Origin of the sequence: Streptomyces sp. NPDC051211 (genome assembly GCF_040689505.1) — a bacterium.
GTDB lineage: Bacteria > Actinomycetota > Actinomycetes > Streptomycetales > Streptomycetaceae > Streptomyces.
Map to the genome: position 1 here is coordinate 19,331 of NZ_JBFBAV010000015.1, position 23,540 is coordinate 42,870.

The 23,540-nt window shown below is 73.8% G+C and carries 20 protein-coding genes; 15 read left to right on the forward strand and 5 right to left on the reverse strand.

What is annotated here, in order from left to right; genetic code table 11:
- Positions 1-19: 19 nt before the first annotated feature.
- Both AB0447_RS17015 and AB0447_RS17020 read right to left on the reverse strand, forming a co-directional pair.
- Positions 20-1,054, reverse strand: a complete 1,035-nt coding sequence (locus tag AB0447_RS17015; RefSeq protein WP_366477461.1) for an aminoglycoside phosphotransferase family protein — start codon at positions 1,052-1,054, stop codon at positions 20-22.
- Complete coding sequence (locus AB0447_RS17020; RefSeq protein ID WP_366477462.1) at positions 1,051-1,419, reverse strand: hypothetical protein; 369 nt, start codon at positions 1,417-1,419, stop codon at positions 1,051-1,053. Before AB0447_RS17020 ends, AB0447_RS17015 begins: the two co-directional genes overlap by 4 nt.
- Positions 1,420-1,502: 83 nt before the next feature.
- Here AB0447_RS17020 and AB0447_RS17025 point away from each other — a divergent pair, with 83 nt between their 5' ends.
- On the forward strand, positions 1,503-1,979 hold the full coding sequence (locus tag AB0447_RS17025) for a hypothetical protein (protein ID WP_366477463.1): 477 nt from the start codon (positions 1,503-1,505) through the stop codon (positions 1,977-1,979).
- A 144-nt stretch (positions 1,980-2,123) separates the two neighbouring features.
- The gene (locus AB0447_RS17030; protein WP_366477464.1) at positions 2,124-3,050 is read left to right on the forward strand and encodes a class I SAM-dependent methyltransferase; all 927 of its coding nucleotides are present in this window, start codon (positions 2,124-2,126) and stop codon (positions 3,048-3,050) included.
- A gap of 62 nt (positions 3,051-3,112) precedes the next feature.
- Here the strand turns inward: AB0447_RS17030 and AB0447_RS17035 are convergent, their stop codons facing one another.
- A complete protein-coding gene (locus tag AB0447_RS17035; protein WP_366477465.1) occupies positions 3,113-4,717 on the reverse strand; it encodes an IucA/IucC family siderophore biosynthesis protein in 1,605 nt (534 codons plus the stop codon).
- Positions 4,718-4,768: 51 nt separating this feature from the next.
- Here AB0447_RS17035 and AB0447_RS17040 point away from each other — a divergent pair, with 51 nt between their 5' ends.
- The 7 genes from AB0447_RS17040 (at position 4,769) to AB0447_RS17070 (ending at position 13,972) form a co-directional block, all read left to right on the forward strand.
- Entirely contained in the window at positions 4,769-6,316 is a 1,548-nt protein-coding gene (locus AB0447_RS17040) for an IucA/IucC family protein (RefSeq protein ID WP_366477466.1), read from the forward strand.
- A 380-nt stretch (positions 6,317-6,696) separates the two neighbouring features.
- Positions 6,697-9,489, forward strand: a complete 2,793-nt coding sequence (locus AB0447_RS17045; RefSeq protein ID WP_366477467.1) for a non-ribosomal peptide synthetase — start codon at positions 6,697-6,699, stop codon at positions 9,487-9,489.
- Positions 9,490-9,499: 10 nt separating this feature from the next.
- On the forward strand, positions 9,500-10,441 hold the full coding sequence (locus tag AB0447_RS17050) for an NAD(P)-dependent oxidoreductase (protein ID WP_366477468.1): 942 nt from the start codon (positions 9,500-9,502) through the stop codon (positions 10,439-10,441).
- Entirely contained in the window at positions 10,438-10,860 is a 423-nt protein-coding gene (locus AB0447_RS17055) for a nuclear transport factor 2 family protein (protein WP_366477469.1), read from the forward strand. The genes AB0447_RS17050 and AB0447_RS17055 overlap by 4 nt, the downstream gene beginning before the upstream one ends.
- Complete coding sequence (pheA, locus tag AB0447_RS17060; RefSeq protein ID WP_366477471.1) at positions 10,857-11,699, forward strand: prephenate dehydratase; 843 nt, start codon at positions 10,857-10,859, stop codon at positions 11,697-11,699. The genes AB0447_RS17055 and pheA overlap by 4 nt, the downstream gene beginning before the upstream one ends.
- 66 nt (positions 11,700-11,765) lie before the next feature.
- Entirely contained in the window at positions 11,766-12,446 is a 681-nt protein-coding gene (locus tag AB0447_RS17065; RefSeq protein WP_366477472.1) for an NAD(P)H-dependent oxidoreductase, read from the forward strand.
- A gap of 41 nt (positions 12,447-12,487) precedes the next feature.
- On the forward strand, positions 12,488-13,972 hold the full coding sequence (locus tag AB0447_RS17070; protein WP_366477473.1) for a multicopper oxidase domain-containing protein: 1,485 nt from the start codon (positions 12,488-12,490) through the stop codon (positions 13,970-13,972).
- Between the two features lie 30 nt (positions 13,973-14,002).
- Here AB0447_RS17070 and AB0447_RS17075 read toward each other — a convergent pair whose 3' ends face one another.
- Complete coding sequence (locus tag AB0447_RS17075) at positions 14,003-14,389, reverse strand: helix-turn-helix domain-containing protein (protein ID WP_366477474.1); 387 nt, start codon at positions 14,387-14,389, stop codon at positions 14,003-14,005.
- A gap of 114 nt (positions 14,390-14,503) precedes the next feature.
- On the opposite strand from AB0447_RS17075, the gene AB0447_RS17080 reads away from it, so the two are divergent.
- The 6 genes from AB0447_RS17080 to AB0447_RS17105 all read left to right on the forward strand — a co-directional run bounded on the left by AB0447_RS17080 (position 14,504) and on the right by AB0447_RS17105 (position 21,998).
- Positions 14,504-14,971: a luciferase family protein gene (locus AB0447_RS17080; protein WP_366477475.1), complete on the forward strand. Its 468-nt coding sequence runs from the start codon at positions 14,504-14,506 to the stop codon at positions 14,969-14,971.
- Positions 14,972-15,041: 70 nt separating this feature from the next.
- Entirely contained in the window at positions 15,042-15,971 is a 930-nt protein-coding gene (locus tag AB0447_RS17085) for an NADP-dependent oxidoreductase (protein ID WP_366477476.1), read from the forward strand.
- A 91-nt stretch (positions 15,972-16,062) separates the two neighbouring features.
- Entirely contained in the window at positions 16,063-17,127 is a 1,065-nt protein-coding gene (locus AB0447_RS17090; RefSeq protein WP_366477477.1) for a methyltransferase, read from the forward strand.
- Positions 17,120-17,752 carry a disulfide bond formation protein DsbA gene (locus AB0447_RS17095; protein WP_366477478.1) on the forward strand — a complete coding sequence of 211 codons (633 nt, stop codon included), beginning with the start codon at positions 17,120-17,122 and terminating at the stop codon, positions 17,750-17,752. Before AB0447_RS17090 ends, AB0447_RS17095 begins: the two co-directional genes overlap by 8 nt.
- A gap of 71 nt (positions 17,753-17,823) precedes the next feature.
- Positions 17,824-19,248, forward strand: a complete 1,425-nt coding sequence (locus AB0447_RS17100; protein WP_366477479.1) for an SWIM zinc finger family protein — start codon at positions 17,824-17,826, stop codon at positions 19,246-19,248.
- On the forward strand, positions 19,245-21,998 hold the full coding sequence (locus tag AB0447_RS17105) for a DUF6493 family protein (RefSeq protein WP_366477480.1): 2,754 nt from the start codon (positions 19,245-19,247) through the stop codon (positions 21,996-21,998). Before AB0447_RS17100 ends, AB0447_RS17105 begins: the two co-directional genes overlap by 4 nt.
- On the opposite strand, the gene AB0447_RS17110 is transcribed toward AB0447_RS17105, so the two are convergent.
- Positions 21,934-23,475, reverse strand: a complete 1,542-nt coding sequence (locus tag AB0447_RS17110; RefSeq protein ID WP_366477481.1) for an FAD-binding oxidoreductase — start codon at positions 23,473-23,475, stop codon at positions 21,934-21,936. The two genes, AB0447_RS17105 and AB0447_RS17110, sit on opposite strands and share 65 nt — an antisense overlap.
- Positions 23,476-23,540 lie beyond the last annotated feature (65 nt).

Genomic DNA, 23,540 nt, shown 5'->3' on the forward strand with positions numbered 1-23,540 from the left:
CCAGCCCCAGGATCCGGCGCTATGCCGGCCGTTCGGCCGGGACCGGTGGGAGGGCCGGCCAGCGGGTCAGCATCCGGGTGCGCAGGGCGGCGCAGAGGCGGGCCGTCGCCGCCAGGGCGGTGTCGTCGGCGGTCAGCCGGGCCACCACGCCCAGCCGGTGCACCAGGCGCTGCCGGGCCGTCGCGGTGCCCCAGGTCCAGTCCCGGGACGTCATCCGGGCCAGGTGGTCGGGGCCCTCCCGGCGGGCCCGCTGCACCAGGGCGTCCCCGCGGATCAGCCAGCCCGCACAGGCGTCCGCGAGTCCCCCGCCCACCTCGCCGCCGGTCTCCGCCCGCCACACCTCCCGGTACGCCTCCTCCGCCCGGTCGAGCAGCGGCTCGGCCGCCGCCGTCACGCACCAGCAGGTGGGAAAGCCGATGCGCAGGTAGGCGAGCTCGACCAGCCCGCTGCCCAGCGAGGCCTGTTCGAAGTCGACGAACCTGATCCCGTCCCCGGTGTGCAGGTCGTTGCCGGGGCACGGGTCCCCGTGCAGCAGCGCATGACCCGGTGCCTCCGCGAGCCGCTGCACCAGACCGGCCAGCTCCTCCCGCACCCCGGCCGGCCGGGGCACCCCCAGCCGGTCCGCCAGCGCCAGGAAGGCCTCCACGTCCTGCCCGCCCGGCCCCGTCCAGCGCGGCAGCAGCCCGGCGTCCTCGGCCCGCCCCGCCGCATGCAGCCGGGCGAGCGCCGCCGCGTACCCGACGAGCCACTCCGGGCCCGGCGGCCGGTGCTCCAAGTGCTCCAGTACGAGCACCCGCGCCCCGGGGTCCACGGCCAGCAGCTGCGGCACCACACCCGCCGCGCGCCGCCCGGACAGCCGCAGCGCGGTCACCTCACGCTCGAACCGCGCCCCGGCATCGGCCCCGCCGACGCTCTGCTTCACCACCACCGGGCCCGCGGCCAGTTCCATCCGCCACACCCGCGACCGCGGACTGCTCCCCAGCCGCCGTGCCCGCCCCGGTTCCCCCAACTGCTCCCGCAGCACGTCCCCGAACGGCACCCGCGCGGCCCTCACCGGATCACCTCGATCTCGGGCATCCGCGCCACGCCCTCCCGCTCCAGCCCGTCCAGGACCTCGCGAGCCACCCGCCGTACGAGCGCCCACCCGGCATCACCGGCCAGCGCCGCCGGCTCCCAGCGCCGGCTGCTGCCGGGGCCGCTCATCCCGTTGAGGGTGGCGTCGATCGTCCGGCATCCGGCCAGTGCCTTCGCAGGGAGCGGGCCGACGGCCCAGAACGCGTCGTCGAAGTTCAGCGCGAGCTCGTCCGTCGGGACGGCGTACCGCCGCAGCCACGCCGTCTGCGCCTCGGCGTCCGCGGCCAGCGCGGTCAGGGCTTCGATCAGCTGTTGGAGACGCAGAGAAGCTGCCCGATTGGTCATGTCCCTGATCCTGGCACGGCGCCGGCCCGCTCCACCGGGAATTACGTCCCGGCCCAGCGGTCGTTGACCTCGGCATGGAGCTGATGCCGACCGTTGCCGCGCCGGGAGTCGGAGAACGGGCCGATGCCGTGGCGGAGGCCGCCTGCCACCTGCACGACGTGGCCGGGCCGGGCCGGTGGAGCCAGGCGGCGGCCGAGGACGCCGCCGAGGCCATCGAGACCACCGCCCACGCCCTGGCCGGAACCCACCCCGGCGCCCCGCTGATCCTCGCCCCCGTCCACACCGCCCTGGCCGAACTCCGCCGGCACCTCGCGCTGCCGCCCGCGGACCCGCTCACCGCCACCGGCCTGCCGTTGGTCCCCCGGACCCTCGGGAACCCGCGCCGCACCCGCCGGGCCCACTCCGGGCCCGCCACCAGGCCATCCGCATCGACCCCTGCCCCTGCGCCCGCGTCGGACCCTGCCCCGGAGCCCGCGTCGGCCCCTGTGCCGGCCCCCGCGCCGGTGCCCGCACCCGCCGCGGCCGGCACCCGGGAGGCACCCGTCCGATCGAGCCCCTGACCCCGACGCCCAGAAGAGATCGCACAGTTGTCACAAAGCCATTGCACAGAGCCGATTCGGGTTTAGGGTCGGAGATGCAGACGGTCCCCGTGCAGAGAGGCTGTGCGGCGGATCCGTGCCATTTTCCTGGAGGACGACCGCTCCATGTCTGAAGCTTCCGCTGCTGCCCTGACCGCCCCCACCCAGCTCGAAGACGTCAAGGGCTGGTTCTGGGCAGTCGACCAGCTGCTGTTCGACTGGTTCCTGAAGAGGCAGAACGACGACCCGGGGCAGGGCGGCGACCTGCTGGAACTGGGTGCGTACATGGGCAAGAGCGCCATCTTCCTGGGCAGCTACCTCAAGAAGGACGAGGAGTTCACCGTCTGTGACCTCTTCGACTCGCCCGCTCCGGACGAGTCGAACACGGAGGAGATGCAGAAGTCCTACTCCACCCTCACCCGGCGGGCCTTCGAGGCGAACTACCTCGCCTTCCACGACGAGCTGCCGACCGTGATCATGGCCCCGACCTCCGTGGTCGCCGCCAAGGTCCGCGGGGCGAGCTGCCGCTTCATCCACATCGACGCCTCCCACCTCTACGAGCACGTGAACGGGGACATCGCCGCCTCCCGCGTCGTCGGCGCCCCCGACGCGGTCGTCGTCTTCGACGACTACCGTGCCGAGCACTGCCCGGGCGTCGGCGCGGCGGTCTGGGGCGCGGTCGCCGAGGACGGCCTGCAGGTCATCTGTGTGACCGGCACCAAGCTGTACGCGACCTGGGGCGACGCGGAGCCGCTCCGCAAGGAGCTGCTGGCCTGGCTGGAGACCCGCAAGGACCTCTGGCACGGCGTGGAAGAGGTGGCCGGCGCCCCGCTGATCCGCATCGGCGGCGAGCGCGCCATCGCCCCCGCCCTTCCGCAGTCCCGCTACAAGGCCCCCGAGCCGGCCCCGGCGCCCGCCCCGGCCCCCGTTCCGGCGGCCGCCAAGCCGGCCCCCGCCCCGGTGCGCCGCCCGCAGTCGAAGGTCAAGAAGCTGGCCAAGGACCTGCTGCCGCCGATCGTCACCCGCGCCATCGTGGCCCAGCGCCGCCGCTGACCGGACGCCTCGGCGAACGAGCACACGGAGGGCCGGCCCGGGCGGGCCGGCCCTCCGCCGTTTCACGCCAACGGATTGGCCAGCGTGGTCCACTGATCACCCGTCACCCCGACGCTCAGCCGCATCAGCGTCAGAGCCTTGGTCGGCAACGGGGCGGTCAGCAGCGCCCGGGTGTCGGGGGTGTCCGGCAGGGAGCCGGAGGCGGCGGCGAGTGCCTCGCCGAAGGCCGCCGCCGAACCCGTCGTCGCCCCCAGCGCCCCGGCCAGCAGGGATCCGAACAGCTTCCGCCGCAGGGTGGTCTCGTCGTCCGTGACCAGCCGGCCGGCCACCGGCGGGACCGGCAGCCCGTGCCGGGCCAGCCGGGCCGGGCTGATCCGTACGTCGGCCAGATCGCGGTACACCAGCCGCAGCGGCTCGCCCGACGCGGACAGCACGACGAGGAGGTTCTGGCCGTGCGCCTCCAACGCCACCCCCAGCTCCAGCACCCGCAGGCACACCGACAGCGCCAGCCGGGCGAACCGGTCCGTCCAGCCGGGGGAGCAGGGCAGGCCGGTCGATGCCAACGCCCCCACCGGGACAACCCGTTCGCCCGCGTCCGCATCGGCGTACACCTCGGGAGCCTCGCGCAGCACCGCCGCCAGATCCGGGGTGAGCGCCGTGGCCGCGCCCAGGGTCCGGGTGAAGTGCAGCTGCCCGTCCAGCCGTTCGGACAGCGTCTGCGCGAACGCCGACACCGCCGCCGCCGTCTCCACCGAGTACACCGAGATGTCCCGGACGGAGGAGGTCAGCCTGCTGCTCAGCGCGGTCTTGACGTGCGGGGCGGGACCGGGGCCGCCGCCGGGCCAGGCCCCGTCCGCCGGGGCGAGCGTCCGCAGTGACATCAGGGGGTGGGCGGCGATGCCCGGCGGCCCGTCGGGGGGCGACTTCAGGACGTGCCCGGCCTGCCACGGATGCACCGGGATCAGCACCCGGTCCCCGTCCCGCAGCGCGGCCGGCCAGGCGCCGGTCACCAGGCACCCGTCCGCCGGCACGGCCGCCAGGCCGAGCTCGACCACCCCGCCGTGCTCGGGCGCGTAGGCCAGCTGCTCGGCCGCCGAGAACCCCGGCCGGGAACGGCAGTTGGGGTGGTAGGGGTGCCCGTCGACCACCCGCTGCTCCCATTCCCATCCGGCGACCTGCGCGACCTGCGCGACCGGCCCGGCAGACCCGGCAGGCCCGGCCGGAGCGCTTCCGCCCGCCCGGGCGGCCCGGCTCTCGGCCGATGCCCGGGACAGCGCCAACGAGGCCGTGCTGTGGTCGAGTTCCTCGGCGAAACCCGTCCCGTGCGGCAGCCCCAGCGCCCGGATCAGGGCGCCGGCCTGCCGGAACTCCCGCCCGTCCAGCTCCACCCGGGTCACATACGCCGCCGTCGCGTACGGATCGGCCCGCGGCCCCCGCAGCCGGGAACCCCCCGCCAGCTCCAGCGTGAGCCCGGCCGCCCCGGTCTCCCGCCGCACCACCCACGGCAGCGGGTCGACGGCCAGCCCGCGCCACAGCCGGGTCAGCACCGCGGCCCGCGCCCCGGGCAGGGCCGCCCGGAACCCCGGGACCAGATCCGGGCGTACGGCGCCCAGCTCGCCGGCGATCGCATCCTCGGCCGGCGAGGCCGACACGTACCGGTCATCCATGTGTGTACCCGCTTCCGCTTCCTTGGCTCTCACCCCGGATACTAGGAATCCGTGAACCACATCTCCGACGCCGCCGATGCGTACGCCTCCGCTCCGCTCCTGAACTGCCTGCTCCAAGAGGCGGCCGAACGCGTGGACGGCGGCATCCACCGGCTGCGCGGCAGCGGGCGGTTGCTCCGGGTGGCCGGCGGGCGCCGTCCCGTCCGGCCCGAGCTGCGCACCGCCGCCGGATGGCGGCCGCTCGGCCACGCCGAGCTGGTCAAACTCACCGCCGATGAGCTTCGCCGCAGCACCGGTGTGCCCAACGACGAACTGCCCGCGGAAATGGCCGACAGCCGCGAGGTGGTGGCCGCCCTGCTGGCCGCCCGGAACGGCGCCCGCCCGCCCGAGGACCCGTACCTGCGCTCCGAGCAGTCCCTGGTGATGGGGCACCCCTGCCACCCGGCACCCAAGACCCGCGGCGGCGGCCCGGCCCGGACCTGGCTGCCGTACGCGCCCGAGGCCTACGCGAGCTTCCCGCTGGAGTTCCTGGCGGTCCGCGCGGACCAAGCCGTCGAGGAGGGCGGCGAGCGGGCCGCCGGCATGGTCGAGTCGCTGGCCGGCCTGCTGGACGGCCCGGCCGCCCCGCCCGGCTACCGGCTGCTGCCCGCCCACCCCTGGCAGCTCGACCTGGTCGCGGACACCCCGGCCGTGCGGGACGCCCTCGAGGACGGCCGGCTGCTCCGGCTGGGCCGGACCCGGCGCCCGGTGTGGCCCACCGCCTCGGTCCGGACCGTGTACGTGCCGGGCCGGGACGGAACCGCCGACCTGTTCGCCAAGTTCAGCCTCGACGTACGGATCACGAACGACGTACGGCGGCTGTGGCGGCACGACCTGCTGGCCCTGCGGGACACCGACGCCGCGGTCGAGGCCGCGTTCGACGCCCGGGCGGAGAACGGGAACCGCGCCGGGGCGGCCGCCTGGCTGAGCGACCGCGGCTACCGGACCGCCGCCTTCGCCTTCGAGGAGCTGGCCGTCCTCGTCCGCGACGGGCTGGACGCCCACCTGCTGCCCGGCGCGACCCCGCTGCTGGCCGCCTCCCTCGCCGAGGGCTTCACCGGCGGCCCGCTGGACCGGCTCGCCGACCCCGTCGCCTGGTGGGTGGCGTACCTGCGCCAGGTGGTGCCGCCGGTGCTCGACCTGTTCGCCCGCGACGGCATCGTCCTGGAAGCGCACCTCCAGAACACCCTGATCGCCCTCGACCGGGCCGGCCTCCCGGCCCAGACGCTCTTCCGCGACGCCGAGGGCGTCAAACGGCTGCCCGCGGTGAGCCGCGCGGCCGGCTGGCAGCGGCTGGTCTACTGCCTGCTCGTCAACCATGTGACCGAAATCGCATATGCAATCGGTGAACGACACCCGGGCGCGTCCGGATCACTGTGGCCCGCCGTCCGGCGCGAACTCCTCCGGTTCGACACCGCGCACGGCCTCCCCGAGATCAGGGAGCTGCTCGCCGCCCCTGACCTGCCCGGCAAGGCCAATCTGCTGCTCCGCTGGACCGGCGCGGACGGGGCGTCCGCCCGGTACCTGTCCCTTCCCAACCCTCTGGCGGTCATGAATTAGTTGACTGAATTTCATCAAAGCTGGACGATCGAAATCCGGTTTAACGTGTCCGTCATACCCGTTTACTTAAACGTGCATTGACAAGAATGAAGGGCCATTAATAGGCTCCGCGGGAGTCATCAAAAACCGGGGGAGACATGAAGCACGAGGTCCACTTCATCAGATAGCGGTCCAGTCGAACGGCCTTCCCGCGCGCACTCGTATCCAGAGGCGTGCCGCCGGACTGCGCCCATGCCGCTCCATCCTCAGCGCCGGGACCTGCGGTCCCGGATCTTCGCCACGCCTGCCGCGCTCCGGCACGCTCCGGCGCATTTCCGCGTGCTCTGCGGGCACAGCCGCGCACGCATTTCTCTGTCATATGCATCAGAGAGGAATCCATCATGTCCACAGCAGTCCGAGCGCCGCGGAATATCGCGGATCTGCTCCTGCTCGCGGCCGAGCAGCACCCCGCGTCCGGCATCCGCTACCCGTCCGGCAGCGCCGCCGGCCGGGCCGGCCGCCTCCACCCCTACGCCGAGCTCGTCGACGAGGCCGGCCGGGTGCTGGCCGGGCTGCGCCGGCACGGCCTCGCCCCCCAGGACAAGGTCGTCCTCCTGCTGGACCGGCCCCAGGAGTTCCTGGCCGCCTTCTGGGCCTGCCAGCTCGGCGGATTCGTCCCCGTCCCGATGGCCGCCCCGTCCGGCGACCCCGACCGCTGGGCCGCCCAGCTCGCCCACGTCCACACCCTGCTGGACCGGCCGCTGCTGGTCACCACCGGCAAGCTCGCCGCCGAACTCCCGCGCACCGACGGCCTCGCCGTCGCCCAGCTGGAAGAGCTGTACGACACCACCCCCGACTTCACGGCGCCGCACCCGGCCGCCCCCGAGGACCTCGCCGTCCTCGTCCTCACCTCCGGCTCCACCGGCAGCTCCAAAGCGGTCCGGCTCACCCACGCCAACCTGCTCGCCTCGATGCCCGCCAAGAACGGCCACCACCGCCTGACCTCCGCCGACACCTCCCTGAACTGGGTCTCCTTCGACCACGTCGCCGCCCTCCTGGAATGCCACCTGTTACCCCTGTCGGTGGGCGCGAGCCAGGTCCACGTGGAGGCCGCCACGGTCCTCGCCGCCCCGCTCGAATTCCTGCGGCTGATCTCCGCCCACCGGGTCACCATGACCTTCACCCCCAACTTCCTGCTGGGGCTGCTGAACCCGCTGGCCGGGCGGCTCGCCGAGGAGGGCGGAGAGCCCGTCGACCTGTCCCGGCTGCGCCACATCATCAGCGGCGGCGAAGCCGTGGTCCGCACCACCGGCGAGACCTTCCTGCGCACCTTCGCCCCGTACGGCCTCTCCGCCGACGCCCTCTGGCCCGCCTTCGGCATGACCGAGACCTGCGCCGGCAGCATCTACTCCCGCGAGTTCCCGGCCGCCGACCGGAACCAGGAGTTCGCCAACCTCGGCGTCCCCGTCGAGGGCCTGCGCATCCGCATCGCCGGCCCCCGGGACACCGAACTCGGACCGGGCGAAACCGGGGAACTCCAGCTCACCGGCCCCATGATCACCGACGGCTACCACAACAACGAGCAGGCCACCCGGGACGCCTTCACCGCGGACGGCTGGTTCCGCAGCGGAGACCTCGGCCGCATCGACGACGGCCGCCTCACCCTCGTCGGCCGCAGCAAGGACAGCATCATCGTCAACGGGGTCAACTACCACAGCCACGACATCGAAGCCGTGCTCGCCGAACTCGACGGCGTCGGCCGCTCCTACGTCGCCGCCTTCCCCACCCGCGCCCCCGGCAGCGACACCGAACAACTCGTCGTCGCCTTCCACCCGGAGACCGAAGAAGGCGACGAACTCGCCCTCTACCGGGTGCTGTCCGCCGTCCGCTCCGGCGTCGTCGCGCACTGGGGCTTCCGCCCCGCCCTGATCCTGCCGCTGCCCCAGGACGCCTTCCCCAAGACCAGCCTCGGCAAGATCCAGCGCAGCCTGATGCGCCGCCGCCTGGAAACCGGCGCCTACGCCGGAGTCACCGAGGCCGTCGCCGACCTCGTCCTGCGCCGCCTGGGCGGCTACCACGCCCCCGAGGGCGACACCGAACGCACCCTCGCCGCCATCTACGCCGAACTCTTCGACACCGACCCCGACCGGATCAGCGCCACCGCCAACTTCTTCGACCTCGGCGGCACCTCGCTCGACATCCTGCGGCTGCGCAGCATGGTCGCCCACCGGCTCGGCGCCCACGACCTGCAGATCATCACCGTGCTGACCTCGCCCACCGTCCGCGACCTCGCCGCCCGCATCGGCGAAGCCGGCGCGGCGGCAGGCGAAGCAGGCGACACCGTCCGCCCGTACGACCCCATCGTCACCATGCAGGCCACCGGCGAGAAGACCCCGCTGTTCTGCGTCCACCCCGGCGTCGGCGAGGTCCTCGTCTTCGTCAACCTCGCCAAGTACTTCGTCGGCGACCGCCCCTTCCACGCCCTGCGGGCCCGCGGCTTCAACCCCGGCGAGAAGCCCTTCGACAGCTTCGCGGAGATGGTCGACACCTACGTCGCGGCCATCCGCGCCAAACAGCCGCACGGCCCCTACGCCGTCGCCGGCTACTCCTACGGCGGCGCCGTCGCCTTCGAGATCGCCAAGGTGCTGGAGGCGGCCGGCGAGCGCGTCGACTTCGTCGGCAGCTTCAACCTCCCGCCCCACATCAAGTACCGCATGGACGAACTCGACTTCGTCGAGACCGCCGCCAACCTCGCCTTCTTCCTCGCGCTCATCGACAAGAAGCAGTCCCTGGACCTCCCCGGACAGCTCCGCCGGCTGCCGCGCGCCGAACAGCTCGCCCGCTTCGTCGAACTCGCCCCGCCCGGCTGGCTCGCCGAACTCGACCTGGACCTCGCCAAGTTCACCGCCTGGGCCGAACTCGCCGACCGCCTCACCGACCTCGGCCGCAGCTACACACCCACCGGATCGGTCCGCTCGCTGTCCGTCTTCTACGCCGTCCCGCTGCGCGGCACCAAGGAGGACTGGCTGAACAACGAGCTGCGCCGCTGGGACGAACACGCCACCGGCACCAACCACTACATCGACGTACCGGGCGAGCACTACACCCTGATGGGCCCCCAGCACGTCGCGACCTTCCAGTCCATCCTGCGCCGCGAACTCGACCGCGCCCTCGGCGACGGCCCCACCCACTGAGGAGAAGCCCGTGCAAGGCAAGAAGATCCTGATCACCGGAGGCACCGGCCAGGTGGCGGGCCCCGTCGCGAAGAGCCTCGCCCAGCACAACGAGGTGTGGGCGCTCGGCCGGTTCGGCACCCCCGGCGCCGCCGAGGACCTCACCCGGCACGGCATCACCACCTTCCGCTGGGACATGTCCGACCCCGGTGACGACGCCCTGGACGGCCTGCCCGCCGACTTCACCCACGTTTTCCACTCCGCCGTCCAGCGCGGCGAGGACGGCGACTTCAACGCCGCCGTCGAGGCCAACACCGTCGCCGCCGGCCGGCTGATGACCCACTGCCGCACCGCCGAGGCCTTCCTGTACGTGTCCACCGGCGCCCTCTACGCCCGGCAGACCCTCGACCACGCCTACCGGGAGGACGACCCCGTCGACGGGGTCGCCGACTGGCTTCCCGTCTACCCCGTCGTCAAGATCGCCACCGAGGGCACGGTCCGCGCGTACGCCCGCACCCTGGGCCTGCCCACCCTCATCGCCCGGCTCAACATCGCCTACGGGCCCGGCGGCTACGGCGGCGTACCGATGATCTACTTCAAGCGGATGCTAGCCGGCGAACCCATCCCGGTCCCGCTGGAGGGACAGAACTGGTCCTCCCTGCTCTACACCGACGACCTGGTCGCGCAGGTACCGCGGCTGTGGGAGGCCGCCGACGTCCCGGCCACCCTCACCAACTGGGGCGGCGACGAATCCGTCGGCATGACCGACGTACTGCGCTACCTCGAGGAACTCACCGGCGTCGAGGCCAAGCTGAAGCCCAGCGCGGTCACCCGGGAGACCTACCGGTTCGATCCCGCCCTGCGCCGCAAGCTGACCGGCCCGTGCACGGTCGGCTGGCGCGAGGGCCTCCGCCGCACCGTCGAGTCCCTGTATCCCGAGTACGCCGGCAGCCGAGGAGCAGCCCACCGATGAGCCCGTTACGGCCCCGGACCAACCTCGACCTGATCCACGCCGCCTACCAGGCCTTCCACCAGCGAGACATCGAGGCCCTGCTGGCCACCATGGCCGAGGACATCGAGTGGATCCACCCCGACGGCATGCACCCCTACGGCCTCGGCGGCACCAAGCACGGCCACGCGGGCGTCAAGGAGTTCCTCGCCCACGTCCCCACCGTCCTCGGCGGGATGCGCCTGCAGCCCCTGGAGTTCCTCCAGGCCGGCGACCGGATCGTGGTCTTCGGCACCCGGGACGTCACCAACCTGGCCGGCCGCACCCGACGGCTCCAGTTCGTCCACTCCTGGACCCTGCGCGACGGCAAGGCCGTCCGCATGGAGGACATCTTCGACACCGTCCTCTTCCAGCGGCTGATCGAGGACGGCGGTACGTCGTGACCTACGCCTATCTGGGGCCCGAAGGCACCTTCACCCAGGCCGCACTGCACCGCATCTCCCGGCCGTCCGCCGGCACCGCCCACCGGGCCTACGCCACCGTGCCCGCCGCCATCGCCGCCGTCCGGCAGGGCAGGGCCGCGGCCGCCGTGGTCCCGCTGGAGAACTCCGTCAAAGGAGTGGTCCCGGACACCATGGACCAACTGGCCGACGCCGGCCTGCACATCAACACCGAGGTCGAGGTGCCGGTCACCTTCGCGCTGATGGCCCCGGCCGGCACCGCCCTCGGCGAGATCACCCAGGTGCACAGCCACCCGCACGCCCTGGCCCAGTGCCGCCGCTGGCTGGCCGGCCGGCTGCCGGACGCCGAAACCGTCCCGGCCGACTCCACGGCCGCCGCCGCCCGCACGGTCGCCGACGGCGGGCCCGGCGGCCGGGCCGCGATCGCCGCACCCATCGCCGCCGGCCTGTACGGGCTGCGGACGCTCGCCGAGGGCATCGGCGAGCACCCCGGCGCCGTCACCCGGTTCGTGTCGGTGTCCCAGCCCTGGTTCCCGCCCGCCCGGACCCGCAAGGACAAGACCTCGCTGGTGGTCTCCCTCGCCGACAACCGGCCCGCCCGGCTCGTCGAGGTGCTGAGCGCGTTCGCCCGCCGCGACATCGAGCTCAGCCGGATCCACTCCTGGCCCACCGGCGACCGGCTGGACAGCTACCGCTACTTCATCGACCTCGACGGCCACATCGAGAACCCGGCGGTACGGGAAGCCGTCGCCGGGCTCGCCGGCCTGGGGGCCAGAACCCGGTTCCTGGGCAGCTACCCCCGACTCGGCACGGCCGCCTGACACCGGACCGGGACCGCCCGGCCCCGGCCCACCGCCCACCCTCTCCACCACCCGGGAGACACCCGCATGCCTGCCTTGCTCCACCTGGACGCAAGCCCTCGCCCCGACGGCGCGTCCCGCCGCGTCAGCGCCGAATTCGCCACCGCCTGGCGCGCCGCACACCCGGACGGCACCTACACCCACCGGGACCTGGCCGGCGACCCGGTGCCCCACATCGACGCCGCCCAGATCGCCGTCATGGACCGGCTGGAAACCGCCGGCACCCGCGACCTCGGCGCCGCGAGCGCCGCCGCCCGCAGCCCTCAGGAGACCGCCAGCTGGGCCCTCACCTGGGAACTCGTCGAAGAGGTGCTGGCCGCCGACGTCATCGTGGCCGGCGTTCCCATGCACAACTTCTCGGTGCCCTCCGCCTTCAAGGCCTGGTTCGACCGGATCCTGATCCCGCCGCTGGTCGTCGACCTGGAGACCGGCACCGGACCGCTGGCCGGCAAGCAGGTGGTCATCGCCACCGCCCGGGGCGGCGCCTACGGCCCCGGCACGCCCCGCCGGTCCTACGACTTCCAGGAGCCCTATCTGCGGGCCGCCCTGGGCATGGTCGCGCTCGCCGACGACCTCACCTTCCTGCACACCGAGCTGACGAAGTCGGCACACGTGCCCCGGCTGGCCGGCTTCCGGCCCCAGGCCCGGGCCTCGCTGGAGCAGGCGCTGGAGGACGCCCGCCGACAGGCCCGACGGGTCACCGTCTGACCGACACCACCATCACCGTCCACGGGGGAAAGAGAAACGCCGTGATCACTCGCAGAACCGCGCTCCGCGCCGGGATCGCCTCGGCCAGCGTGCTCGGCACCGCCGGCCTGCTGCTGCCCGCCGTCAATGCCGCCGCCAACGAGGGCGACACCGGCGGCGGAGCCGCCGAACCCGACCTCGACCCGGCGGCCATACCCAAGTTCGCCCAGCGCATGCCGCTCCCGCCGGTGCTCTCGCCGTACCTGGTCACCGCGACCACCAGCTACTACAGCATGACCATGAAGGAAGCCGCCAAGGAGATCCTGCCCGGCCGCAGCACCACCGTCCGCACCTTCAACGGCAGCTTCCCCGGCCCGGTCGTCAAGGCCGAGACCGGACGCCGGGTCGTGGTCCGGCAGACCAACACCCTGGCCCACCCGACCTCGGTCCACCTGCACGGCGCCCACGTCCCGCCGGACAGCGACGGCTCCCCGATGGACCTCATCGCCGCCAACGGCGGCACCAAGACCTACACGTACCCCAACACCCAGCCGCACGCGAACCTGTGGTTCCACGACCACGCCCACCACCTGGAGTCGGAGAACGTCTTCCGCGGGCTGACCGCCACCTACCTCCTCACCGACGACACCGAACGGCGGCTGAACCTGCCCTCCGGCACTTACGACGTACCCGTCCAGCTCCGGGACGCGCGGTTCGCGGAAAGCGGCGCGCTGGTCTACGAGATGCACGACATCTTCAACCGGAACGTCGTCCTCGCCAACGGCAAGCCCTGGCCGTACTTCGAGGTCGCGGCCCGCAAGTACCGCTTCCGGATCGTCAACGCGGCCAACATGCGGTTCTTCGAACTCCGGCTGGCCGACGGCTCCGAGATCATCCAGATCGGCTCCGACGGCGGCCTGCTCCCGGCCCCGCACCGGACCGCATCGGTGCCCGTCTCCCCGGGCGAACGCGCCGACATCGTCATCGACTTCTCCCGCTACCCGGTCGGCAGCACCATCGAACTGAAGAACGTGTCGACCGCCGCCCCCGGCCCGGTGGAACTCATCGGCCGCGTCCTGCAGTTCCGGGTCACCCGGTCGGCCGCCGACAGCAGCGTCGTCCCGGCCGTCCTGCGGACCCTGCCGGCGCTGCCCGCCGTCACCGGGCAGCGCAGCATCGAACTGCGGATGGACGAGACCGGCAGCCCGAACGACCTGGCCTACCTCGACGGCAAGGTCTACGACATGAACCGGATCGACCAGGAGATCGCCTACGGGGCGAGCGAGATCTGGACGGTCACCAACGCCAACCAGCTCGCCCCGCACAACTTCCACATGCACCTGGTGCAGTTCAGAGTGCTGGAACGGAACGGCCGGCCGGTGACCTCGGGCCCGGAGAGCGGACTCAAGGACACCGTCAGCCTGCTGCCGGGGGAGACGGTGAAACTACAGGCCACCTTCACCGGCTACCGCGGCACCTACGTCTACCACTGCCACATCTTCGACCACGGGGCGATGGGCATGATGGCGAACATGCGGATCTCCTAGGCCCGCGCGCCGAGGCGCGCGCCCGGGCTCCTAGGGGCGCGCCTCGGCCTCCGCCTCCGCGTCGTAGCGGTCCCGCGACCGGCCGATGTACTCGCGGTGCCGCTCCGACCAGCTGATGAGCGAACTCACCTCGGCGGAAAGGGTCTGCCCGACCGGGGTGAGCGCGTAGTCCACCCGGGGCGGGGTGCTGGGCGTGACGGTCCGGATGACCAGGCCGTCCCGCTCCAGGCTGCGCAGGGTCAGCGTCAGCATGCGCTGCGAGATGCCGTCGATGGACCGTCGCAGCTCCGAATAGCGGCGCGAGCCGCCACCCAGGATCGCCATGATCAGCACGCTCCATTTGTCGCCCACCCGGTCCAGCACATCGCGCAGCTGGCAGGTGACCGCACCCGCTCCCACCTGGTCGGGAACATCCATGTGCGTTGCGCTCTTTGAAGTGCCGTCTTCTCCCATGCGGCAAGGATCACCCAGAATTCGAGTGAGAACAAGAAGTAACCAGCGCACCGGAAGTGCGCACATCCGAGGAGAATCGTGGCCGTCGATCTGACCGCACTGCCGCCGCGGAAGGGGCCCCGTCCCGCGACGACCGGCAGGGAAATTCCGCACGACCAGCTGGAGGATTTCTCCCCGCCGGAGATCCGCGCCGAGCTCATCGCCCGCGCCGAGGCCCTGCCCGGCGTGTACACGAGTGCCAGCCTGGTGTCCGAGCCGTCCTCGCTGGCGCTGCGCCTGCACCAGGCCAACCGGCCCTTCGAGGCCTTCCTGCACCCGTCCGTGGACGAGTTCGGGCACATCCACCGGTCCGGTTTCCTGCACCTGACCGTGCCCAGGGAGGTCCTCGGGCCCCTGGCGGAGCTCGGCTGGGTGGAACCCCACCCGATCGTCCGGCGGCCCGAGTTCCCCGACACCATCGTGATGCTGTACGCGCCCCGGGACGCCGCGGAACTCGAAGTGGCGGCGGCGGTCCTGCAGGCCTCCTACGAACAGGCCGCCGGCTGAATTCCCTTTCCGCGCCGTTTCCCTTCCGTTTCCCTTTCTCATTTCCCACCACGAAAGCGAGAAGCCGCACATGCGCGCAGTGACCATCGATTCCTTCGGCGCGACCCCGGCCCTGACCGAGACCGCCAAGCCGGCCCCCGGCCCCGGCGAGATCCTCGTCCGCGTGCACGCCTCCTCCTTCAACGGCTTCGACGGCGCCGTCGTCTTCGGGGTGTTCAAGGACATGCTGGAGCACAAGTTTCCGATCACCCTGGGCCAGGACTTCGCGGGCACCGTCGAGGAGGTCGGCGAGGGCGTGGACCGCGCCGTCGGCGACCGCGTCTTCGGTGTCGTACGCAAGCCGGTCATCTCCGACGGCGCCTTCGCCGACTACCTGGTCGTCGCCGAGGGCTACGGCATCACCGCCGCCCCGGCGGGCCTGGACCTGGACCAGGCCGGCGCCCTGGGCCTGGCCGGCTCCGCCGCCGTCGGTGTCGTCGAGGCCATCGCCCCGGCGGCCGGTGACACCGTGCTGGTGTCCGGCGCCACCGGCGGTGTCGGCGCGTACGTCGTCCAGCTGGCCGCCGCCAGCGGCGCACGGGTCATCGCCACCGCCAAGCCGGGCGCCGAGACCGAGTTCGTGACCGGCCTGGGCGCCGCGCACGCCGTGGACCACACCGGGGACCTGGACGCGCAGGTCCGGGAGATCGCCCCGGAGGGCGTCGCGGCCGCCGTCCATCTCGCCGGCGACCCGGCGCAGCTGGCCGGGCTGGTCGCGGCCGGCGGCCGGCTCGCCTCCACCCTGGGCTTCGGCCCGGAGCAGGCCGAGGGCCTGCCGCTGACCGTCACCTCCGTACTGGCCAACCCGGACACCGCCACCCTGGACGGCCTCGCCGCCGCCGTCGTGGCCGGCACCGTCAAGGTGCCGCTCGGCGCCACCTACGGCCTGGACTCCGTGGCCGAGGCTTTCGGGGCGTTCGGCGCCGGAACCATCGGCAAGATCGGCATCAGCGTCGCCTGACCACCGGGCGGGGGCCCGGCCGACCACCGGGCCCCCGCAACCACGCCGCGCCGTTCCGCATCCCTTCCTGACCCGGGAGACCGAAACCTCCATGGCAGCGACCACGCCGCAGCCCGCGCAGCCCACGCCTGCCACCCCGCCGCCGGCCTTCCAGGCCATGTTCGAGGTGGTCACCAACTTCTGGCTCGCCCGCGCCGTCCACGCCGCGACCGAGCTGGGCATCCCCGACCTGCTCGCCGACGGCCCCCGCAGCACCGCCGAACTGGCCGCGTCCACCGGCACCGACCCGCGCGCACTGCACCGGCTGCTGCGGGCCCTCACCGCCACCGGCCTGTTCCGCACCGACGGGCAGGGCCGTCACCACACCACCGCACTCGGCGAGACCCTGCGCACCGATGTGCCCGGCTCGCTGGGCTCGTTCGTCCTGATGGAACTCGGCGAGGCCCACCACGGGGCCTGGGGCCGGCTGCTGCACTCGGTGAGGTCGGGGGAACCCGCATTCGAGGAAGCCAACGGCCGGAAGATCTGGGAGTTCTTCGAGCAGACCCCGGTCATGGCCGGCCACCTGGGCCGGGCGATGACCGGTCTCACCGCGATGGTCGCCGACGCCGTGCTGGCGGCCTACGACTTCGGCCCCTACCGCAGGATCGTGGACGTCGGCGGCGGCGAGGGCGGCTTCCTCGGCGCGATCCTCACCGCGCACCCCGAGGCCACCGGCATCGTCCTCGACCTGCCCCAGGCCGTGGAGAACGGGCGCCGCCGGATCGCGGAGGCCGGACTCGCCGACCGCTGCGAGCTGACCGGCGGGGACTTCTTCGAGAAGGTCCCCGAAGGCGGCGACCTCTACACGATGAAGTGGGTGCTGCACGACTGGGACGACGCGTCCTGCGTCCGGATCCTGCGGTCCTGCCGGCGGGCCATGCCCGAGCACGCCCGCCTGCTCATCGTGGACACCGTCCTCCCCGACGACGACTCCTTCTCCCCGGGGAAGATCATCGACCTCAACATGATGGTCCTCAGCGGCGGTCAGGAACGCACCGCCGAGGAATTCCGGACCCTTCTCGACGCCGCCGGATTCACGCTCACCCGCATTCTGCCGACCCTTTCCCCCAGCAGCGCCATCGAAGCCGTCCCGACGGGAGCACCGCATGCCTGAACCCATCCCGGTCGATTTCTGGTTCGACCCGCTCTGCCCCTGGACCTGGCTGACCTCCCGCTGGCTGCTGGAGGTCGAAAAGGAACGTCCGGTGGACATCCGCTGGAACGTACTCAGCCTCGCCCTCCTCAACGAGGGCCGGCTCGACCGGATCCCCGAGGAATTCCACGAACTGCTCGGCCCCAAGGGGTGGCGGCCGGTCCGGGTCGTGGCCGCGGCCGGGCAGAAATTCGGCAATGGAGCGGCGGGCCGCCTCTACACCGAACTCGGCACCCGCTTCCACCACGACGGCCAGGGCCCCACCCTCGAAGCGATCACGGCCGCCCTGGCGGCCGCGGACCTTCCCGCCGAGCTCGTCGACCACGCGGACGGCACGGAGTACGACGCCGAGGTGCGCGCTTCGCACCGGAGGGGCCTCGAAGCGGTGGGGGAGGAGGTCGGCAGCCCGGTCATCGCCGTTCCGGACGCAAACGGCGAACAAGCCGCGTTCTTCGGCCCGGTGGTCACCCCGGTGCCGCGCGGCGACGCCGCCCTCCGGCTCTTCGACGCCCTGCTGCTCTCCGCTTCCGTCCCCGGCTTCGCCGAACTCAAGCGTGCCCGCACCTCGGGGCCCGACTTCGGCTGATCCGCCGGACACCTCCTGGTGCCCGTCGCCGGCGGGGGCATTGTCAGAGCCCCCGCCTAGCGTTCCGGGACATGACGCGAACCGCTCACACAGTCGCCTATGCCCGCCCGTCCGCCCTGACCTCCTCCGCGGCCGGCCGGGCCCTCGGTCTGGAGACCGGCGGAGGCCTGACCCCCGTCGGGGCCGAGGCCCATCCCCGGTTCTTCGCCGGGTTCCTGAACGCGCCTCAGGCCGCCGCCCGCGCCCTGCTCGCCGTCGCCGACGTGGCGGCCGCCCGCTACTACCGGCGTACGCTGCGCGCCTCCCTCGACCCGGTCGTCACGGGCAACGGCGACCGGCTGCGCTTCGAATCCTTCTCCGGCTGCTGCGGCGTGTACGCCCGGCTCGACGTCCTGCCCGAAGGCCTGCGCGGCGCCGACACCGGCCACGGCACCACCAACGTCGACGTCAACCACCCGCTGCGCGCGGCACTGTCCCGGCTGACCGGCGACGACCCGCTGCACCTGCGGGTCGGACCGGACGAGATGGCGGTGACCACCCTGGACGGGCCGGTGGTGGAGAAGAAGGTCCCGCTGCCCGACCGCTGGCTCCGCGGCTTCGCCGAATCCCAGGTCATCTCCACCGGGTTCGACCTCCGTGCCGAACTTTCGGCCGCCGAGGCCGTACGGTTCCTCCGCTCGCTCCCGCGCACCGCGCCGGGCGGTGGCTCGGCCGGCGGTCCGGTGTGGGTGGTCCCGGCCGGCCGGACCCTGCGCCCCACCACCCGGCCGGTGCCCGGCGCGGTCTGCCTGCCCGGCCCCGAACGCCTGGCCGCCCTCCAGGGAGTGCTGCGGCACGCCACCGGACTGCGCGTGTACGGACCCGCCGGGGCCGCACCGGACGCCGCCGCCCCCACCGCGAGCGCCTGGGAGGTCACCCTGCCCGGGATGCGGCTGACCCTCACCCTCTCGCCGGAGGCCGACCGCGGCTTCTCCGGCGAGGGCGGCGTCCTGGAGGCCCTCGCCACCGACGAGGCCGCCGAGGACGCGGAGCTCATCTCCGTCCTGCTGGCCTGGGAGCCCCGGATCGACCCCGCCGACCTGGCCGAGCAGTCCGGAATGCCGGTTACCCGGGTCCGGGCCGCCCTGGCCCGCCTCGGCACGGCCGGCCGGGTGGGCTACGACATCGCCGACGCCGCCTACTTCCACCGCGAACTCCCGTACGACGCCCGGCGCGCCGAACGCCACAACCCGCGGCTGGTCGCCGCCCGCGCCCTGCTGGACGCCGGAGCGGTCGCCTTCGACGGATCCGGTACCGCCCTCGTCGCCTCCGGCGAACGCCGCTACCAGGTCCGCGAGTCCGGGGGCGCCCTCAGCTGCACCTGCCAGTGGTGGGCCGACTACCGGGGCCGCCGCGGCCCCTGCAAGCACGCCCTCGCCACCCGGATGGCCCTGCGGGCCACCACCCCGGACCACACCACCCCGAACACCGCCGTCACCACCGGAGCCGCACGATGACCGCCGCCCTCGACACCCCCCTCGACACCGTCCTCGGCACGGCCGTGGACACCGCGGTCGACACCGCCCCCGCGGCCCTTCCCGAGACCGTCCTGGAAGCCGTCCGGACCGGCCGCACCGCCGAACTCCCCGGTCTCCTGAAGCACCTGGACCGCGCCGGGCGCCGCACCCTCCTCGACGAACTGAAGCAGCTGCGCCGCGAAATGCGCGGCTGGGACTGGGACCGCTGGCACGAGCGGGAGGCCCGCGGCCGCGCCCTGCTGATCGCCGGAGCCGCCTGCCACACCGGAGCCGCGGCCGCCGCCGCCTGGATCGGCGCCCGCGACCTGCGCACCTGGCAGGACCTCCCGGCCGACACCCTGCTCGACCTGCTCTCCGACCGGGACCCGAAGTGGCTCGGCGACCTCGCCCACCGGCTGGCCGGCCGGGCCGCCACCGCCCGCCAGGACTACCCGCTGATCAGCGAACTCGTCCGGCACGCCGCATGCCCCGTACCCCTCACCGACGCCTACGTGGAGGGCTGGGCCGCCGCCTTGGCATGGGACCGGCCCGGCTCCAGGGCCGGGGTCCCGCTCGAACTGGCCCTGCGCCGCGACCCGCACGTCCGAGACCTGGTCCCCCGCCTGTTCGAGACGGCCGAACCGGTCGACGCCTTCGCCTGGCTCTTCGACCCGGAGAACCCGCACCACTGGCCGTCCGCGCTGGCCGCCCTCGCCGAGGACGGATGCGTGGACCGGGCCACCCTGGTGGACGGCTGCATCGACCGCCTGCTGCGCGGCGGAAAGCCCGCCCAGCTGAAGTACTACCTCGTCCTCCTCCAGCGCCTGGACCCGACCCAGGACGAGGAACGGCAGCACACCGCCGACTGGCTGGCGCTGGCCTCCGACGCCCCCTCGGCCACCGCCGGATACGCCCAGCAGACCCTCGCCCGGCTCGCCGAGGCCGGCCTGCTCGACACCGGCCTGCTCACCGAGATGACGGAAGCCGTCCTGTTCCGCCCGGAGAAGAAACTGGTCCGCGCCCAGCTGGTGCTGCTCGGCAAGCTGCTGCGGCGCAACCCGGCCGCCGCGCCCGCCGTGCTGCCGGTCCTCGGCAGCGCCTTCGGCCACGAGGACACCGACATCCAGGAACGCGCCCTGAAACTGGTCGCCGCCCACCTCCCCGCGGACGAGGCGCTGCGCGCCGATCTCGCCGACTGCGCCGCCCTGCTCAGCCCGGCGCACCGGGCCCGGGCCACCGAGCTGTTCGGTGCCGACGCCGCCGCAGCGGACACCCCGGCCGGGGACTACCGGGAGCTCCTGCCGCCCCGCCCCGTCCCCACGCCGCTCGCACCGGCCCCCGGCTCGGTCGCCGAGACCGTCGAACTCGTCGCCGCCGTGGTCAACTCGGCGACGGCCACCGTGGCCGAGTTCGAGCGCGCCCTGGACGGCCTGGTCCGCCACGCCCACCGCGACCGCCCGGCGCTGGCGGAAGGGCTGCGACCCGCGCTGGCGGGCCGCTGGTGGCTCGACGACACCGATGCGGCCGCGCAGTTCCCGCCCGACCGCTTCGACGGCCTGGAGGTCGTCGCCGCCGCAGTCCTGGACAAGGTCGCGCCGAAGGCCCGCCGGCACGGGCACGGCACCGTCCCCCGGTTCCACCAGGGCTGCCGGCACACGGCCCTGGAAGACGTGCGGAACCACCGGCTCCGCGAGGCCGCCCGGTACGTCCGGACCGCCCCGCTGCCCTTCCTCCTGGCCACCCCCCTCGTCGAGACCGGCTCGATCGAGCCGGAGGAGCTGATCCGGCGGCTGGCCGAGTACCGGCGCCTCGCCGTCAGCCCGGCCCCCGCCGACTTCGCCCAAGCCCTGCTGCGGGTCCGCCGGGACCCCGCCGCCGCGCCCGCGGCCGCCGCGCTCAACACCCGCCAGGGCGACCGGCTCGCCGCCTGGCTCGGCAGCGCGGGCGCACCCCCCGCCGTCACCCGCCGGACCGCCGACGCCCGTCCGGCCGGCACCTCCTGGTGGGAGAACGCCGGTCTCGACGTCCCCCACCTCGTCCTCGAGACCGGCGAACGGCCCTTCGTACAGGCCGAGCTGCCGCCCGAATTCCACCCCCTGGGACGGCCGCACACCGGCACGACCCGCTGCCACTGGTGGCGCCTGGCGGCCGCAGACCTCGCCGTGCTGCCGGAGGACCGGGAGACCCTCGCCGCCTGGCTGCTGCCCCAGATCGCCCGCTGCGCCGCCTCCGAGGAGCGCGGCGCCGCCGAAATCCTGCCCCGGCTGGCCGAGGCCGGCGGTCCGGCCGGGGAGGCCCTGCACCTGGCGGTCGCCACCGGGCTCGGCGCCCGGCACTGCGAGGACCGGCTGGCCGCCGTCGACGCCCTGCTCACCCTCGCCGCCCGGGAGGAACTGGACGCCGTACGCCTCGGCAGCGACCTCGCCGAACTGCTGCGCCTGGGCACCGTCAAGCCCAACCGGTTCGCCGACGCGGTCCGCACCGCCGCCGGGACCGGCGCGTACGCCACCGTCTGGGCCGTGCTGGCCGCCGCGCTGCCCGCCCTGCTCACCGCGCCCGCGCAGCCGAACGGCACCGGCGAACTCCTCGCGATCGCCGCGGACTGCGTGGAGCAGTGCGGCGCCGCCACGCCCGAACCGGACGGGCTCGCCGTCACCGCCGCCCGCCCCGGCAGGTCCCGGCTGGTCACCCAGGCCGGCCGGCTCCGCGACGCCCTGCACCGGCACTCGGCACCGCCTGCGGGAAGCTGAACAGTCGGCCGGGGTCGTAGACGCGCTTGACCTGCTCCAGCCGGGGCAGGTTGGGCCCGTAGTAGGCCCCGGCCCAGCCGGCCAGCTTGGGATCGGCGTAGTTCTGGTAGGCGCGGCCGCTCGCCCACGGCCGCAGCCGCTGCCACAGCCGGTCCAGCCAGCCCTCGTGCCGCAGCACCTCCTCGCGGGCCGCTCCCGGCGGCCAGTACACGAGGTACTGGGCGAGGAAGGCGCTGTCCCGGTGCACGAAGGCGGTGTCCGCGGCCCGGACCCGGTTGAGGGCACCGCCGCACACCCCGTCGAACTGCACCACCGCGCGCCCGCCGGCCGGCACCTCCGCCGCGTACCGGCCCAGCGCGGCGAGCACCTCCTCGACGGCCGGCGCGGACAGGCCGCCCGCCGCCCAGAAGTCCGATCGGGCCGTGTAGTCCTCCCGGCCGAGCCGGCCGCGGGGATCCCGGCCGGGCAGCTCCCCGGGCAGCCGGCACTCGGCGGGGGACAGGTCCGGGCAGCCGCCCATGGTCCGCATGGTGTCGGCGTACCCGCGCTCCACCACGTGGTGGCCGCGCGGCTGCGACCCGACCAGCCCGACCAGCCGGGCCAGTTCGCGCTCCAGCTCCCGGCGCCCGTCCAGGCACACGACCCGTACGGCAGGCCCGGGCACCCCCGGCCCGTCGAGCACGAACTCGACCTGGCTCCACAGCGGATCGGGCAGCCCGCCCAGCCACTGCTGCCAGCCGGCGAGCACCGCACTGGAGTTCCGCGCCTCCCAGCCCAGCTCCGCGAACCCGCAGGCCGCCACCGCATGGGTGCGGAACCGGAACTCGGTGACCACGCCGAAGTTCCCGCCGCCCCCGCCCCGCAACGCCCAGAACAGCTCGGGCTCCTGCCCCGCGTGCACCTCGCGGGCGATCCCGTCGGCCGTGACGATCCGCACCCCCGTCAGCCGGTCACTGGCCGCCCCGTACGCCCGGCTGCTGACCCCGAGCCCGCCCCCCAGGGTCAGTCCCGCGATGCCCACGGACGGGCACAGGCCGGCCGGAACGGCCACGCCCCGTGCGGCGAGCACCGCGTGCACCTCGCCGAGCCGCGCCCCCGCCCCGACCCGCACCTCGCCGGTCCCGGCCGACACCTGCGCCATCGCGCCGACGTCCACCACCAGCCCGGGGCAGCTCGACCAGCCCGCATAGCCGTGCCCGCCGCCGCGCGCCACCACCGGCACCCCGGAGCGGCGGGCGAACTCCAGGCACACCGCGACATCGCCGTCGTGCGCCGGATAGGCCACGGCCCCGGGCGCCACCCGGTCGTAGCGGGGCTGGTACAGCTGCCGCGCTTCCCCGTAGGCGGCGTCCCCGGCGGCCACCAGCCGCCCGTCCAGGGCCGCGCCGAGCGCCCGGTAGTCCACCTCCCGCCGGGATCCGGGCCACAGCCACCCGGCCAGCGCGCCCCCCAACACCTGCCGGCGGTCCATGTCCATGACCCCATGACAGCGCAGCACCCGCCCCGTCCGGTCCTCCAGGGGCCGCCGCGTCCGCCGCGTCC